This window comes from Rhizobium sp. AG207R (assembly GCF_027109195.1).
Classification (GTDB): domain Bacteria; phylum Pseudomonadota; class Alphaproteobacteria; order Rhizobiales; family Rhizobiaceae; genus Rhizobium; species Rhizobium dioscoreae.
Genome location: NZ_JAEPVT010000008.1, coordinates 244,141 through 259,214 on the forward strand (window position 1 = coordinate 244,141; position 15,074 = coordinate 259,214).

The 15,074-nt window shown below is 60.1% G+C and carries 18 protein-coding genes and 1 pseudogene; 3 read left to right on the forward strand and 16 right to left on the reverse strand.

Features of this window, described 5'->3' with window-relative positions; all coding sequences use genetic code 11:
• Positions 1–11 precede the first annotated feature (11 nt).
• Positions 12–1,256: a peptidase T gene (gene pepT, locus JJQ51_RS20790; RefSeq protein WP_269245242.1), complete on the forward strand. Its 1,245-nt coding sequence runs from the start codon at positions 12–14 to the stop codon at positions 1,254–1,256.
• A gap of 127 nt (positions 1,257–1,383) precedes the next feature.
• Here the strand turns inward: pepT and trbI are convergent, their stop codons facing one another.
• From trbI to JJQ51_RS20850, 12 genes are read right to left on the reverse strand one after another with little or no spacing between them, the layout of a single operon-like run.
• Positions 1,384–2,679, reverse strand: a complete 1,296-nt coding sequence (gene trbI / locus JJQ51_RS20795) for an IncP-type conjugal transfer protein TrbI (RefSeq protein ID WP_269245243.1) — start codon at positions 2,677–2,679, stop codon at positions 1,384–1,386.
• Between the two features lie 11 nt (positions 2,680–2,690).
• Positions 2,691–3,128 (reverse strand): conjugal transfer protein TrbH, encoded by a 438-nt coding sequence (gene trbH / locus JJQ51_RS20800; protein ID WP_113354756.1) that lies wholly within the window; start codon positions 3,126–3,128, stop codon positions 2,691–2,693.
• A 3-nt stretch (positions 3,129–3,131) separates the two neighbouring features.
• A complete protein-coding gene (gene trbG / locus JJQ51_RS20805; protein ID WP_113354757.1) occupies positions 3,132–3,944 on the reverse strand; it encodes a P-type conjugative transfer protein TrbG in 813 nt (270 codons plus the stop codon).
• A 16-nt stretch (positions 3,945–3,960) separates the two neighbouring features.
• Positions 3,961–4,623, reverse strand: coding sequence for a conjugal transfer protein TrbF (locus JJQ51_RS20810; protein ID WP_113354758.1), 663 nt, complete (start codon positions 4,621–4,623; stop codon positions 3,961–3,963).
• A gap of 18 nt (positions 4,624–4,641) precedes the next feature.
• Positions 4,642–5,829 (reverse strand): P-type conjugative transfer protein TrbL, encoded by a 1,188-nt coding sequence (gene trbL, locus JJQ51_RS20815; protein ID WP_113354759.1) that lies wholly within the window; start codon positions 5,827–5,829, stop codon positions 4,642–4,644.
• Positions 5,830–5,833: 4 nt separating this feature from the next.
• On the reverse strand, positions 5,834–6,010 hold the full coding sequence (gene trbK, locus JJQ51_RS20820; RefSeq protein ID WP_113354760.1) for an entry exclusion protein TrbK: 177 nt from the start codon (positions 6,008–6,010) through the stop codon (positions 5,834–5,836).
• Complete coding sequence (gene trbJ, locus JJQ51_RS20825; protein ID WP_113354761.1) at positions 6,004–6,807, reverse strand: P-type conjugative transfer protein TrbJ; 804 nt, start codon at positions 6,805–6,807, stop codon at positions 6,004–6,006. The genes trbK and trbJ overlap by 7 nt, the downstream gene beginning before the upstream one ends.
• Positions 6,779–9,235, reverse strand: a complete 2,457-nt coding sequence (locus JJQ51_RS20830) for a conjugal transfer protein TrbE (RefSeq protein WP_269245244.1) — start codon at positions 9,233–9,235, stop codon at positions 6,779–6,781. Before JJQ51_RS20830 ends, trbJ begins: the two co-directional genes overlap by 29 nt.
• A gap of 10 nt (positions 9,236–9,245) precedes the next feature.
• Complete coding sequence (locus tag JJQ51_RS20835) at positions 9,246–9,545, reverse strand: conjugal transfer protein TrbD (RefSeq protein ID WP_069610839.1); 300 nt, start codon at positions 9,543–9,545, stop codon at positions 9,246–9,248.
• Positions 9,538–9,921 (reverse strand): TrbC/VirB2 family protein, encoded by a 384-nt coding sequence (locus JJQ51_RS20840; protein WP_069610840.1) that lies wholly within the window; start codon positions 9,919–9,921, stop codon positions 9,538–9,540. Before JJQ51_RS20840 ends, JJQ51_RS20835 begins: the two co-directional genes overlap by 8 nt.
• Entirely contained in the window at positions 9,911–10,891 is a 981-nt protein-coding gene (gene trbB, locus JJQ51_RS20845) for a P-type conjugative transfer ATPase TrbB (RefSeq protein WP_269245245.1), read from the reverse strand. Before trbB ends, JJQ51_RS20840 begins: the two co-directional genes overlap by 11 nt.
• A 10-nt stretch (positions 10,892–10,901) precedes the next feature.
• Positions 10,902–11,525 carry an acyl-homoserine-lactone synthase gene (locus JJQ51_RS20850; protein ID WP_113354764.1) on the reverse strand — a complete coding sequence of 208 codons (624 nt, stop codon included), beginning with the start codon at positions 11,523–11,525 and terminating at the stop codon, positions 10,902–10,904.
• Between the two features lie 443 nt (positions 11,526–11,968).
• On the opposite strand from JJQ51_RS20850, the gene JJQ51_RS20855 reads away from it, so the two are divergent.
• Complete coding sequence (locus JJQ51_RS20855; RefSeq protein WP_113354827.1) at positions 11,969–12,205, forward strand: hypothetical protein; 237 nt, start codon at positions 11,969–11,971, stop codon at positions 12,203–12,205.
• 206 nt (positions 12,206–12,411) lie between these two features.
• Here JJQ51_RS20855 and JJQ51_RS20860 read toward each other — a convergent pair whose 3' ends face one another.
• The 3 genes from JJQ51_RS20860 to JJQ51_RS20870 are packed head-to-tail and all read right to left on the reverse strand — an operon-like array spanning position 12,412 to position 14,242.
• Positions 12,412–13,587 (reverse strand): site-specific integrase, encoded by a 1,176-nt coding sequence (locus tag JJQ51_RS20860; RefSeq protein WP_113354765.1) that lies wholly within the window; start codon positions 13,585–13,587, stop codon positions 12,412–12,414.
• On the reverse strand, positions 13,584–13,988 hold the full coding sequence (locus tag JJQ51_RS20865) for a type II toxin-antitoxin system VapC family toxin (protein WP_113354766.1): 405 nt from the start codon (positions 13,986–13,988) through the stop codon (positions 13,584–13,586). The genes JJQ51_RS20860 and JJQ51_RS20865 overlap by 4 nt, the downstream gene beginning before the upstream one ends.
• A complete protein-coding gene (locus JJQ51_RS20870; RefSeq protein ID WP_113354767.1) occupies positions 13,985–14,242 on the reverse strand; it encodes a type II toxin-antitoxin system VapB family antitoxin in 258 nt (85 codons plus the stop codon). The genes JJQ51_RS20865 and JJQ51_RS20870 overlap by 4 nt, the downstream gene beginning before the upstream one ends.
• Positions 14,243–14,360: 118 nt before the next feature.
• On the opposite strand from JJQ51_RS20870, the pseudogene JJQ51_RS32975 reads away from it, so the two are divergent.
• Positions 14,361–14,582 (forward strand): annotated as a pseudogene (locus JJQ51_RS32975) (WGR domain-containing protein); the annotation flags it as partial.
• Here the strand turns inward: JJQ51_RS32975 and JJQ51_RS20875 are convergent.
• The gene (locus JJQ51_RS20875) at positions 14,566–14,886 is read right to left on the reverse strand and encodes a DUF736 family protein (RefSeq protein WP_269245246.1); all 321 of its coding nucleotides are present in this window, start codon (positions 14,884–14,886) and stop codon (positions 14,566–14,568) included. The pseudogene JJQ51_RS32975 and the gene JJQ51_RS20875 sit on opposite strands and share 17 nt — an antisense overlap.
• Positions 14,887–15,074: the final 188 nt, after the last annotated feature.

The window sequence follows — 15,074 nt, forward strand, 5'->3', positions numbered from 1 at the left end:
GGATGAAAAACATGCAAGTTCGAGACGAGCTCGTCAGTCGATTTTTTCGTTATGCCGCGATCGAGAGCCAGAGCGACGGCCGTTCCCAATCGCTGCCATCATCACCCGGACAACTCGAGCTCGCCGTCTTGCTGGCAGAGGAGTTGCGTACGCTCGGGCTCGATGATGTCCAGGTCGACGAGCATGCGATCGTGACGGCGGTGAAGCGCGGGAGCAGACCGAAGGCTCCAAAAGTTGGCTTCATAGCCCATCTTGATACAGTCGACGTCGGTCTCTCGCCGATCGTCCGACCGCGGGTTCTTCGCTTCGAGGGAGCGGATCTTTGCCTCAATCCTCGCGAGGACATTTGGCTGCGCGTCGACGAACATCCGGAAATTCTCCGTTGGGCAGGCGAGGAGATCATCTTCGGCGACGGCACCAGCGTCCTGGGCGCGGATAACAAGGCGGCGATCGCGGTCATCATGACACTCCTTGCCCGGCTCGATGCAAAAGGCGAGCACGGAGACATCTTCGTTGCCTTCGCACCAGACGAGGAAATCGGGCTGCGGGGATCCAAGGCGCTCGATCTCTCCCGCTTCCCTTGCGATTTCGCCTATACGATCGATTGCTGCGAGCTAGGCGAAGTAGTCCTTGAGACCTTCAACGCCGCATCTTGTGAAATCGTCTTCACGGGTGTCAGCGCTCATCCCATGTCGGCGAAGGGCACCCTCGTCAATCCCCTGCTAATGGCCATGGACTTCATCGGCCACTTCGACCGTGGCGATGCACCGGAATGCACTCAGGATCGGGAGGGTTTTTTCTGGTTCAAGGATCTGATCGCAAATGACAGCCAGGCGACGTTGATCGCCCTGATCCGGGACTTCGATGAGATCGGATTCAATGAACGCAAACGTCGGATCTTGGAGATAGCGGATTTGGTCAACTCGCGATATCCGACTGGCGATGTTCGCTGCCAGCTGGCCGATACCTACCAAAATATCGCCAGCAGCCTTTGCGATGATAACCGCGCCGCTGAGCTGCTTTTCGAGGTTCTCGCCGAGCTCGGGATCGAAGCGAAGCTCCTGCCAATGCGCGGCGGCACCGATGGCGCCGTGCTTTCCGCTCGAGGAACACCGACTCCGAACTTCTTCACCGGCGCGCACAACTTTCATTCTCGCTTCGAGTTTCTACCTCTGCCGGCCTTCGAACGATCATTGGATGTTGCCCGCGGGATATGCCTGCTGGCCGCCAGGGAAAATGGATCGGACGGCAGCTGAAGGAATCGGGACTCGCGGGACCTCGTTTGGCATCGGCACCTTCTACGGAAAATTCAGCGACTTAGGGACGAGACGGATGCACCGAAATCATCGATGCGTTCCGCTTGACGCTCCGTCGAAGCTTCTCTTATCCCTGATAGGGGGCCGGGAAGATTATGTCCTGGTCCACCAGGACGTTGAATTTGTAGCCCGGCCTGATTTGGATCGTCGGCTGAACATTGAGGCTCTTCGAGATCGTCTGTTCCGCGACCCGGCCGAAGCTCTCGGCGAAATTTCGTCGCGCGGCATCCGACGCCGTGTCCTGCGTCGCAAGCGTTGAGCTTTCCGGCATCGACATGTCGATCCCAGTCCCGATAATCGCCACCAGCGCCGCTGAACCGAATGTCCTCCAGAGATGGCGGTCTACCTTGTCCCGGAAGCCCCCATATCCCTCGGCGTCGGTGCCGGCCATGCCGCCGATCCGCAAGGTAGACCCGTTTGGGAATATAAGATCCGTCCAGACGACTAGTACCCGCTCCTGGCCGAAGGAAACTTTCGAGTCATATCGACCGAACAGCTTGGCGCCTTGCGGGATGAGGAGGCGATAGCCCGTCGCGCTGTCATAGACGTTCTGGCTGACCTGCGCGCTCATGCGCCCAGGCAGGTCGGAGTTGAGGCCGGTGATCAAGGTTGCCGGAATGACCGAGCCGCGCTTCAGTTCATAAGGCGACATCCGCGGCACGACCTGGTTCGGCAGGTAGCCGAGATCCTTGATGTCCTGGTTGAAGAAATCCTCCTTCGACGCCTGGCCGTTCTGGTCGACGTTTTGGCCGATAAGCCCGGATTTCATGGCGGTGGCGTAGAGGTCCGAAGCATTGTTCGCGGCGGCATTCGGCGCCTGGCGACCAGGCTCATTGGTGGAACTCGCCGCCTTCTCGACATCCGAGATGTCGACTTTAAGCGGTGAATCGAGCGCGGTGGCGCGGGCCTGAAGGCGCGCCATCCGTTGGCGCTGTGCTTCACGGATATATTGCTCGTCCTGCTCCCGCTTCAACCGCGCCTTCCACTCCTCTTCCGACTCCAGCCTTTGTCGACGATCTTGCCGCTCCGGTGGCTGACGTTCGACGAGTGGTTCGTGCTTCTCCGTTTTTTCCACGATAACGGGAGTTGGTTGAAACGACTCCTGCTTTTCCGGCTCACCGATAATGCCATCGGTTACACCTCTCTTGAGCTGGTCGCCGAAATTGGTCGCGGGGCTGTTAGACGCCTCCACGATGTCGCCACGTTGGAAGGAAAGACCGCGCAGCGACAGACCGATGACGACGATTCCCACGAACAGCGTGATGACGATGATGGCGACGATGATCGGCAGGCGGTTGAGCCGGCGCATGCCGGTCTGATCGTCGGCTTGGCCTGACGTGCCAAGCTGGAGCGATTGGCCCATTTCGATCTCCCTCAGTTGCGCCGCATGATCGAAAGCGGACTGGCCGGCGCGGCGCCGGATCCCGTCGGCGTATAAGCACGGCCAAGAGCGATCGAAGGCGTCGACAGGCGCGCGAAAACCTGTCCATCGAACCGCTCGATTGCATAAGCAAGCTCAACCGGCTTGACGTCCTTCGCAACCTTGCCGTCCGTGACGACCGTGTAGCCCCACCCCTTCAGGGCCGCCTCGAGGGCGGTCGCGAACTCCGAGGTGTCGTTCTCCATCTTGATCGTCGCCACACCGGCCGGACCGATCTGCTCGGCAAGCCGGCTTGCCATGTCACCGGCAATGGCGCTTGCGGCGGGTCCGGTGACGGCGACGGGAGTTGAGCTCGTGGTCAGCGCGTCATCCCCCGTTTGGCAACCGGAAAGTAGCACGACCACGAGCAGGAATCCGAAAAGCTTGCCCATCGATCATCCTCCCCGCCGGATAGTGATCTTCTGCTGTCGCCAACCGACGCCGGAAACGAGGATCGCCTTGTCGATGGCATAGTCGACGGTCATCATGTCATTCTTCATCCGATAGTTCACGATGCGATTTTGGCCGCCGGAAACGACGAACAGTACCGGTGCGTCCTGACCCGAGATCGACTTCGGGAACTGGATGTAGGTCTTCACACCGTCCGAATAGACCCGCTTTGGCCTCCAGGGCGCGCTGCCGCTCACGGAATAGGAGAAGTTCAGCTTATCCGGCGTCGTGCCCGGAATGCCGCCTGTTTCGAGACGGGCATTGATATCCGCGAGCTTGGTCGAAACATCTTCCGGATATTCGAAGCCGACACGCGCCATGTATTGGCTGGGGTGAGACTTGAGCTGAATATGGTAGGTGCGTCGCGATGTCGTGACCACCATCGAGGTCACAAGACCAGATTCGGAAGGCTTGACGATCAGGTGGATCGCCTGGCCTCCGGTGGCCCCCGATGTCGCGGGTTCCACCTTCCAGCGCACCGTGTCGCCCACCAGCACGTCACGGACGATCTCACCACCCTGCAGCTCGATATCGCAGACCTGCAGTGGCGAACAGACGACCGAGGGCTGGGTCTCGCCGAACAGGAAGATGACCTTGCCATCCGGTCCTGTCGTGACCAGGCCAGGTGCCCCACGCCACTTCCGGGAAATAGTCGTTCCCCTCACTTCATTCGTGGTCATGCTTTGCGCCTGCGCGCACGCCACAAAGGCGAGTCCGGCCATACAGCCGGCGGCCGCGATCAATCCTCTTTTTCGCATTGAGATATCCCTATCCTTAAAGCTGAGCCGTCCAGTCGAAATCCCGGACATAGAGGCCGATGGGATTGAGGCGGATCGTCGCCTCATCCTGCGGCGCGGTAAGCGCGACCGTGGCGATGCCACGAAAGTGACGGGTCCCGGTTTCCTTGCCCTTCCGGTCCCGCTCGTATTCCGTCCAGTCGATCTGATAGGTCTGCTTCGAAAGCGCCACGATGTTGTTGACCTCGATCGCGACCGTCGAGGATCTCGCCCTCTCGAAGGGTGAATTGCCGCGGAACCAAGTGTTGATCTTCTCGGTCGACGGATCGGAGGTGCGCAGCAGGGCGTAGGTGCGGTCGATATATTGCTTCTGTACCACGGCGTCGGGCGTGATAGAACGGAAGCTCGTGACGAAGTTGCCGAGCGTCGAGCGTACCACCCGCGCATCGGCATACTCGATTTGTTCGGGGAAGCCGGCTGTTACCGCGGTTCCAAGCTTGTCGACCTCGACGATATAGGGGACAAGCTTCACTTGGGTACTCAGATACATCGCGTAGCCGAACCCGATCACGGCCATTGCCAGGCCAAGGATGCCGACGATCCGCCAAGCGGCGGCGGCTTTCACATAGGAGCCATAGCGTTCGTTCCATTCAAGACGTGCGGCGAGATACGGATTATCAGGTGCGCGGTTCGCTGCCATTTGTTCTTCCCTTGTGATTTATGATCTGTCGTTGCGTTCCGGGGGCGGCTTTGGCGCGCCGTGACCGCCACGCTGTTCATCGAGCTTCGCATTCGCAAGTCCGAGAATGGAGCCGGCATAGGCGCCGGGGGAGCCGATCGCCTTTTCCTTGGCGGCTGAGCCGGCTGCTTGCGCGCCCGAACCGAAGCCCACACCGATACCGCGAAGAGCGGCGCCAGCGACGGAAGAGCCCGCGGCTCGTGCGGCCTGGGCCGCCGCGAAGCCCGCGCCGGCAGCGCCAGCGGCGAGGAACCCGGCGCCGGTGGCGAAGGATGCCGCCTGTCCACCATGGCGGATCGTCTCCATACCGCCGCTGACGGAGGCTCCCTGGACAACACCCTGAAGGATGCTCGGTACATACATGGCGATAATGAAGACCACGACGGAAATGCCGGCGATCGCCAACGCGGTTTGGAACTGGTCGCCAACATCAGGTTCGTTCGCCAGGCCGATCAGGACTTCCGATCCGATCCTGGAGATCATCACCAGGGCCATTAGCTTCATCCCGACCGAGAAGGCGTAGACTAGATATCGGACTGCAAAATCCTTGGTAAAGGACGAACCGCCAAGACCGAGCATGATCATGCCGGCGAGGAGCCCGATATACATCTCCACCATCACGGAAACGAAAATGGCAGCGACAAGAGAAAATGCGATAACCGTGACGACCATGGCGAACGCCGCCGAGATAGCGAGCGCATTGTCCTCGAAGAGGCCGAATTGGACTTTTTCCGACATCTTCGTTGCAACTGCCAATCCGGCATTGAACACGTCAGCCGGGGAGGCCGTCCCGCCGCCGGCGCCGATCTGAAACAGACTGTCTACGACTGCTTTCGCAAAGGTTGGCCCCTGTGCTAGGACGAACGCGAAGAAGCCGACGAACATGATCCGTCGCACCAGTTCGGCGAACCAGCTATCCAGGGTGGCTGACTGGATAGCGAGCCAGACGGCGGCAATGCCGATCTCGATCGACGCGAGGATCCAGAACAGAGATTTCGCGGCGTCCATTACGGTGGTTTCCCACCCCTTCGCAGCGGTCGTGATCTGGCCCTGAAGGGACGTCAAAACGGATCCTTCTTGAGCAAACGTAGGCTGGGTCGTCACCACCGCGAACGCGGCAATCAGCATGGCGAACCGGAGCTGATGAAGTGTCGTTGTGTGTGTCATTGGATCACCATTCGACCTTCATCTTCTCGCCGCCGGATGTCGGGTACTCCTTCGATGAGCCAAAGAACATCGTCCTGCGCTCCTGAGCCGCCTGCTTTTCGGAGATCAGCATCCAAATGCAGGCGCTGCCGAAGGCCAGAATTGATGCGGCCACAATGAGGATTGCTTTCGTTCTCACCACTCCACCTTCATTTTCTCGCCGCCGGACGTCGATGGCGCCTTCGCACTGAAGAACTTTTCCCGACGGGCCTGAGCCAAATCCTTGTCGGTCTGCTCGGTCTGGAGCCAAGTTCCCATCATCGTCATTTGCTGTGAGACGAGACCGCGAAGCTTCTGCATCTGCGCGACCTGCTGGGCGGCGATTTCGTGGCCCACCTGTAAGGCCTTCATCTGCCCATCGGCCGTCTCCGACATCGATCGCAAGGACGACATCGTCTCCTCCTCGCTGTCGAATTGGCTGGCCGTCAGGCTCGCCGCCTTCAGGGAGCTGGCGATGGTGTGGCGGTTTGTGTTTGACCAGGACTGATAGGTCGAGGAGAACGTCGCGTTGTCCGGCAGGCCGGTTTTAAGATCGGCATAACTCTGAAAACGCTGCTGAAGAACATCGTCGGCATTGCCCATCGAAAAGGCGATGCCCTGACCTTGGTTGACGATACCGCGCAGCTGATTGAGATCGCTTTCAACCTGTCCCCAGATATGATCGGGAAGCCGAGCCGTGTTTTGCAGCATGTTCTGGTAGATCTTGAGCTGGTTTTCGATCTGATCCGCAAGCTGGCTGATCTGCGTCAGCTGGTTGTCGACCTGGATGCCCGAGCTCTTGAGCAGGTCCACCAATTGCGCGTTGTTGGCGAGCTGCGTCCACTCCGTCGCGGCACCGGTGGCGGTCCCCGCTCGAGCTAAAGGCGCGGTTCCGATCGTCAGGGCCGCGGCCGCCAGCCAGGCGAACCATCTATTCGAACTTGAGTAGCGATGTGGCATCGTGAACTCCTCTCGATTCAAGCCAGTGGATCGGCCAGTCATGGCCATGTTCGGATTTCAGCGCGCGGATGCGCTTCAAGTCTTCCTTGCCGGAAGCGCCGACGAAGCTAAGGGCGACCGGTCCGAGCGACATGTCGAAGAGGCGTCGGCCTTCAGGCGTCGCCACGTAATATTCGCGCTTGGGGATCGCGGTGGAGACAATGTCGATCTGCCGCTCGTTAAAGCCCATTCGCTCATAGAACTCCCGCGTGCCCGGCTGTCGAGCGGAACCATTGGGAAGGCAAATCTTGGTCGGGCACGACTCCTTCAGGACGTCGATAATCCCGGACCGCTCGGCGTCCGAGATGGATTGGGTCGCGAGCACCACCGCGCAATTGGCCTTGCGCAGTACCTTCAGCCATTCGCGGATCTTGTCGCGGAACACGGGATGACCGAGCATCAGCCAGGCCTCATCGAGGACGATCAGACTGGGAGGCCCGTCCAGGCGCCTCTCGATCCGGTGGAACAGGTAGGTCAGAACCGGGACGAGGTTGCGCTCGCCCATGCTCATGAGCTGCTCGATCTCGAAGGTCTGGAAGGCGCCAAGGGTCAGCCCGTCTTTCTCGGCATCCAGGAGCTGCCCCATGGGCCCATCGACGGTGTAGTGATGCAGTGCGTCCTTTATCTCGCGCAGCTGCACGCCGCTCGCGAAATCCGAAAGCGATCGCCCAGAAGCACTCGCCATCAGTCCGATCTGACGGGAAATGGCATTACGATGATCGGGCGTGATGGTGACACCCTGGAGGCCGATCAGCATCTCGACCCATTCCGTCGCCCACGCACGGTCGGCGTCGCTTCCGAGTTCGGATAGGGGGCAGAAGGCCAGCGCCCGATCCTTCCCTTCGGCGTCATCGCCGATCTCATAGTGATCGCCGCCGGCCGCGAGCGTCAGCGGCAAAAGCGCGCTTCCTTTGTCGAACGCGAAAATCTGAGCTTGGCCGTATCGGCGGAACTGCGCGGCGATCAGCGCCAGAAGTGTCGATTTACCCGATCCCGTCGGCCCGAAGATCAGCGTGTGGCCAACATCATCGACATGCAGGTTCAGCCGGAACGGGGTGGATCCGCTCGCGACCTGCATCAAGGGCGGCGAATTCGGTGGGTAGAAGGGGCAGGGGGCGATCGGGCTTCCCGACCACACCGAGTTGAGCGGGATGAGGTCCGCGAGATTGCTGGTGTTGATCAGTGGTTCGCGGATATTGCAATACCAATTGCCTGGCAGACTGCCAAGAAACGCGTCCGTCGCATTGAGTGTCTCTATCCGAGCGCCAAAACCTTCGGCCTGGATCAGCCGGCGGATCGCCTCAGCCTTTTCCTGCAGTGCCTCGCGGTCGCTGTCGAACAGCACGATGACCGGCGTGTAATAGCCATAGGCAACCAGCTGCGATGAGGCCTGTGCGATGGCATCCTCGGTCTCGGCCACCATGGCCATCGCATCCTGGTCCATCGACCGGTTTTGTGTTTGGAATATCTGGTCGAAGAATGGCCGGACTTTCTGCTGCCATTTCTTGCGCGTGCGCTCCAGCTTTTGCCGCGACTCCTCCGCATCGAGAAAAATGAAGCGGGATGACCATCGATAGGTCAGCGGCATCAAGTCGAGGCTATTGAGAATGCCTGGCCAGCTCTCCGCCGGCAGACCATCGATCGCGACAACGCCTAGGAAGCGGCTTTCGACCTTTGGCGTCAGGCCATGCTCAAGCTCGGCCGTCGCGATCCAGTCGACGTACATGGGAATATCCGGAAGCCTGATCGGATGGTTCTCGCCCGTGATGCAGAATCGCACGAATTGCAGCAGGTCGTCATAGCGGGCGATCCTTTCCCTTCCCTTCTCGATCGTCTCACGGGTTTCCATTCGCCTGATCGACAATGTGTTCGCGAGATACTGCTCGATTTCACGGATGGCATTCTTGAAAACAAGGAGCACCGTGTCCGCGTAAGACTTCTTCCGACTCTCTTCATCCGAATAGATATATTTGCTGAGAGCGGTCTTCCGGGACTCAAGCGGCCGGTAGGTGAGAATGAGGGCGTGCTTGCTCTCGAAATGCCCCTGATCCCGCTTGAAATGCGCCCGGCGCTCCGCGTCGATCGCGCGCGTGACCGGATCGGGGAAATGGCAGCGCTCTTCCGACGGATAATCGACCGTCGGAATGCGGATGGCCTCGACCTGGATCATCCAGCCGCTTCCAAGCCGCGAGAGGACCGCATTGATCTGCCGCGAAAGGCCGTTGCGTTCAAGATCGGTCGCGCTTTCCGAGTCCGGACCGGCGAAGTACCAGCCGGCCATCAGGCTCCCGTCCTTCAGCAGGAGAACGCCATTGTCGACGAGGCCCGCATAGGGAACCAGATCGGCGAAGGATGGACCGGTCGCGCGGAAGCGTTTGAGTGCCGCCATAGCCGTCTCCTCAATACCGGCGCCAAGGCGACGTGGTCGCCTTATAATAGGGTCTGTACGAGATATGCCGGATATAGACCTGCCGCATGAATGGGTCGGACTTCGCCATCATCCTGAGAAGTCCGACGATGACGATCCAAACGGCGACTCCAAAGAGCGCGGAATAGACGGTCAGCACAACGAAGATCAGGATGACCGCGGCCAGACCGGTGAGCAGCACTAGTTCGCGGTCGGCGCCCATCAGGAGGTTCGGACGCGAGAGTGCACGGTGAATGCGGTTGCGCTGCAGGCCAGATACGGGCTCAGTCATGAGTCCTCCCCCCGTCCAAGCGTTGTCCGTTCGATGTTAGCTGCGCGTCCGGCAATCCGATCGAGGCACCGGTCGCGCCGAACAGGCCCACGATGTTGGTGGCGCCGAGCAGGATGCCGGCGACAAGGACGACATAGACCAAGCGCCGCGCGAAATCGTTGAGCTCGCCGCCGAAGATCAGCATTCCGCCAGCGATGGCCACGGCGGCCAGTGCAATGGCGCCGGCGACCGGACCGGTGATCGATTCCTGGATTTGCTGCAACGGACCTTCCCAGGGGAGGCTGCCGCCAGAACTGGCGAACGCTGGGGTGACGCTAGCAAGAGCGAAGGATGCGGCAAGCAGCGCAACGATGAAACTCAAGTTCTTACACGACATGATGTGCTTCTTCCTGTTCTTCGCTAAGTTGGTCGGATTCAATTTCATATCGGCCGTTGACGAAGCGCTCGACCTGGATGACGTCGCGAACGCGCCGCCCGCGCGCTGTCCGTTCGATGGAGACAACGAGATCGACGGCTTCGCCGATCAGCTCGTTCATGGGCTGCTGGCTTGCTTCCGCCGTGAGCTGCTCAAGACGACGCAGCGCCGACAGGGCGGTGTTCGAGTGAATGGTTGCCACTCCACCCGGGTGACCGGTGTTCCATGCCTTGAGCAAGGTGAGAGCGGCACCGTCGCGGACTTCGCCGACAACAATCCGATCGGGACGCAGGCGCATGGTGCTCTTCAAGAGCCGTGCCATGTCGACAGTGTCACTGGTATGAAGAAGAACGGCGTTCTCCGCCGTACATTGGATCTCGGCCGTATCCTCCAGAATGACGAGCCGATCCTCTGGTGCGCATTTCACGATCTCGTCGATCACGGCATTCGCGAGCGTTGTCTTGCCAGACCCGGTACCACCCGAAATGATGATGTTCAGCCTGGAGGAGATCGCGCTTCGAATCGTGAAGGCCTGGTCCTGTGTCATAACGCCGGAGCACACATAATCGTTGAGCGGGATTAGACGCGAAGCGCGTCGGCGAATCGTGAAGGCAGGCTTGGCGACCACCGGCGGCAGCAGACCTTCGAACCGGTGACCGCCTATCGGTAGCTCTCCGGAGATGATGGGTTGCTCGGCGTCGACTTCGGACTGGAGGGCATGGGCAACCGTGCCGATCACCATTTCGGCGGCGGCCGACGACATCTCGCCGGCCGGAGCGATACCGTGCCCAAGCCGTTCGATGTAGAGCTTTCCGTCCGGATTGAGCATTATCTCGACGACGGTCGGATCATCTAGCGCGACGCAGAGCTGATCGCCGAGGGCTTCTTGAAGTTTGCGGACAAGCCGGGGGTGAGAGCGAAGCTGGTTCACCGATTTCTCCTTACACTGCATGGTTGCTAGGGGTGAATTCCGACTGGTAGTTGGAAGGGCGGAGCTTCTGAAACATCTCCTCATTGGCAGGTAAGGTGCCGGCTACCGCCATGGTACCACCGATCTTCCTGGGTCGGCCGAGGCGCTGGAGCGGCCAATCGACACGAGCGAGGATCCGCTCGAAGCGGACGTCGGTCACCGTGACGATTTCCGAGAAGTTGTTCGCCATGCACCATTCGATGATTCCCGCGAACATGGTCAGCGTTGCTTCATGCACTGAACCCGTTTCCCTTCCCTCCTTAAGTGCGGTGTCGACGCAAAAGCGCGAGCTTTCGATCATTGCGCGGTGGGCATTTAGCCGGCCATTCGGGAGAAGCGAGGAAAAGACCTCGGTCACCATGGTCGGACCGAGGGCCGGGAGCAGCCTTGCACATCCGGCCACTTGGCCACAGGCGGAGATTGCGAGGACGTAGGTTGGCCCATGAGCGTCAAAGTCATCGGACTCGCATTCCGCGGTTACCTTGACGTCCCAACCCAGGCGACCGGAGAACACGCGGGCACGGAGTTTGTGATGCATGTGGAGGAGATGCGTCTCCTGGATCGTTCGGGGCGTCGAGAACGCGACAACTCGCATGAACTTCTCCGTCGTTGTTTCTTCCGCGGAGAAATCAGCACAGATTGGAATCGTGTGGCAGTTGTAGAATCCTACAAATCGGTAGCGGCCTGGGTCGGGTGACTTGGGAAAGATGCTGGAAGATCAATATTTCAACAGCGTTTCCGTTGAATGTGGTACCAGAGCCTGCCCGCAAATTTCGAGCCATGCGATTTGTGGCGGATTTCGCATGGGCGCGAACTGATGGCGGCCACGGTGGTCGTTCGGGCCATGCTGGGGGTGAGCAATGCAAAGCTTGCTGTTGATCGACCTCGCACCTAAAGTGTGAGTCCAAGCTGCAACAGTTTTCGACAATCGACCGCTTGGCCCAGCCGGCGCTGGATCCCTTTCCTCCGTTCGAGTTATTTCGATAGGGCAGGATGATTTGAGCGGACATGGTGGCCGTCTCATCCGAAGGACACGTCATGACGGCGCAGATTGTCGCGGCATGGGCCGCACGGAACGGTTTCGATTTGCTCGATGCATGGAGGTATCGTCGCAGTGACGATGCACGCACAATCACCATCGAGATCAAGAGGCTCTCGGTGGTGTTGATCGATGAGAGAACAGGTTCGCGCCCGCGGATCGTTTCCGCATTGTTCAAGGATCTGGTGTTCGGGAATCCGAGCAGCAAACTCGACCGGCTCCTGCTTGATCGTTGACAAGCGGGTGGCCGGGATTTCCATCTCTGTAATTGTTACGCTATTCGACCATGCGCAGCTGTGGACCCTCCGAGATTACATTGAATCTCTAGGTGGTAGCTTGAAAATCATCGCCGATGTCGCCGGCAAGAAGGTCGACCTTTCCAGCATCGCTGAAAAGTCACCACACCGCTCAAAAAGGGCATAATTCTGAGTTCGGGCGGCCACTAGATTACCAACCTAGCCGCCCGTCCGTTCTTTCGCTCCGCATTGTTATAGTAACTCGCCGCCTGCGCCACGGACTTGTGTAGGGATTGCTGCATGGCTTCCTGCAAAGGAACGCCGCGATTGGCGGCTTCCGTCAGATATCCGGAGCGCAGTCCATGCGCCGAAAACAGCTCCGGATCCAAACCGGCCTGGCTGCAGCGTGTCTTCAGGATCAGATTGACCGACTGTGGCGTCAGCGCCCGCCGATCGATATTGCCCCATTGGTCGATGCGCCGGAACACCGGTCCCGCGTCGACCTTGGCCTCCATCAGCCATTGCTTGAGCGCTTCGACCGGCCGGCCGATCAAAACGACGTGCGCGCGGTCGTCGGCCGCTGTCGTCTTGGTGCGGCCGAGAGTGATGGTGAGACACGGCAGGAGAGGGGAGGCGGGATTTCGGGGATCGGCATGCACCGGCTCCTCGTCGACCAGATCCTCTACTCGCAGGTCAGCGACTTCGGAGCGCCGGCGGCCGCCGGAGGCAAAGGCAGTCAGCAACAGGGCGCGGTCGCGAAGATCGACGCGGCGGTCGCCAGCACAAGCGGCCAGCAGCTTTGCCAACACATCGCCGGTGACGGCTCGTCTGCTCTTGCGGCGGCGTTGTCGCGGCGTGGCGCGCACAGCCAGGCGCAATGCGGTTTTCAGGGAAGGCGCGGCAAATGATCCCGTTAGCCCGCGCCAGCGCGTCAGGATCGACCAGGAGGTCAGCCGCCGGCGTACCGTGTCTGGCGCATGCGGGCCATCGACACGCAGTAGACCCTGGGCGCGCAATCCGATCTCGACGTTGGCCGGCATACCATGCGTGGGATCCTCGGCACGCTCGGCGGGATCCCAGAGATGATGGGCGACGAATTTGAGAAGCAGGCTTTCCGGCGCCGGCCAGGGGAGGGAAGCGCCGGTGGCAAGCTCGCACCAGGCTTCGAGATAGCCGAGATCGGAGGCGAGTGCGCGAAGCGTATTGGCGCCCATGCCTTCCTTGGCGAGATGCTTAAGGGTGGCGACGTCGTCATCGGTCAGCAGCGCCGCCAGCTGATCGCGGCGGGCGAAGGGCAGGATAGCATCAAGGGCGTCCAGCTCCTCGGCGCAGAGCAGCACTGGATCAGCGGGGGAGGGCCGGACGACAGCTTTGCTTGTCATTGAGTAGCCGATGCGGGATGGCACTTTACGTCCGTCCGCCCGAAATCATTCCCCTTGAAGAGGAGAGGGGCCTTTGCGATCGCGGCAACGGCGTACGAATAGCAGTCGCCTATGTTAAGGCTGGCCGGATGGCGACCTTTGCCAAACAGGTCGAAGGCCTTCTCGGCAACATAATGATGCCGCTCGCCAAAGGCCACCGCAATCACATTTGGCAAAGCGACGAGCTGTGAAATGATGATTGCAGCGTTAGGAAAGTTCTTGCCGGTGAGCACCATTCGTGCCTCAAGCAAGGTCGGCCAGCCAATGACGACATCCTCGCGGGAGACGAGCGCATGAAACCGTTCAGCTTCGGGCTCTCCCAGTGATGTAGCCACAATTACCGACGTATCGACAGCGATCACTTCGGCAAACCGTTTTCGTCGTAGAGATCATCGTGGGCGTAGGTGGTGCCGGCCGGCACGGACCGTCGGCCCTCCGCCATCAACTCCCAAAGCGTGTCGGCTGGCGTCTGTGTCGGTTTTTGCCGCAGTTCTTGGTCGTAATGTTCGAGCGCAATTTCGACGAGCTTGTTGATTGGTTGGCCGGTGCGTCTGGCCAGGGCGTGCGCCAGATCGCGTGCCTTGCTGCTGCGGATGGAAAGCCGCGGTGCGGGCATTTTGAGCACTCCTGGCGCGGATATCATGGCCCGCAAAGATAGTGCTTTGCTGGGAAGATAGCAAGCGAACGCCTTCAGATGGCTCACTATCGATACTTGGTAAGTCTGGCTTGAGCGGCGTTGGGGCCGGATCGCCACGCACGGTCAGATAAAGCTGGAACTGATCGAGAAGGATGTCGATCCCTCGAAGCGCATCGATGCGCTGGCACCTCAGAAAACCAGACGCGGCTATCAGCCGAAATACCCCCCGGCGGGACAGGCCTCTTTGACGTTCGACGGCAGAACGATGCCCCCGGTGGCAAGACCGGGGGAGATTTGCGGTGTCAGTCCCAAGGGATGACGGCCATCAGCTCGTCGCCATCCTGTCCGGGATAGCGGCCGAGGTTGGCGTTGAGCCTGCCGTAGCCGGTGTTGACGGAGAGGGTCAAATAGTCTCCGCCATTCTGGTTCTGCTTCTTCCAGATGCCGCCGATTTCGACGCGGCGTCCGCGAGGTGTCTTGACGAAGAGGCGATAGACCGGAGCCTTGGCGCTGGGGCTATCGAATTCCTCCCCGAAAATGTCGAAGTCGTAGGCGAGGGATGCGACATTGCCGGTGAGCATGTTGTCCTCGTTGACGCGGATGAAGTTGACGAGATCGGTCATGGCAGTGTCTCCTTGGTTTGCGTTGCCGATGGTCACCATCAAGCGGCCGGAAGACAGTCAGCGCAAATGCCAGGGCATTTGCCGCGGGGACTGCACCCGAGGGGCAAAGCGCATGCGGAGCGGCGCCGGCTGGGAGGAATTTGCCTCGCGAGGAATGACGTCAGTCAGGGGAAATTCGTCAATGCGGC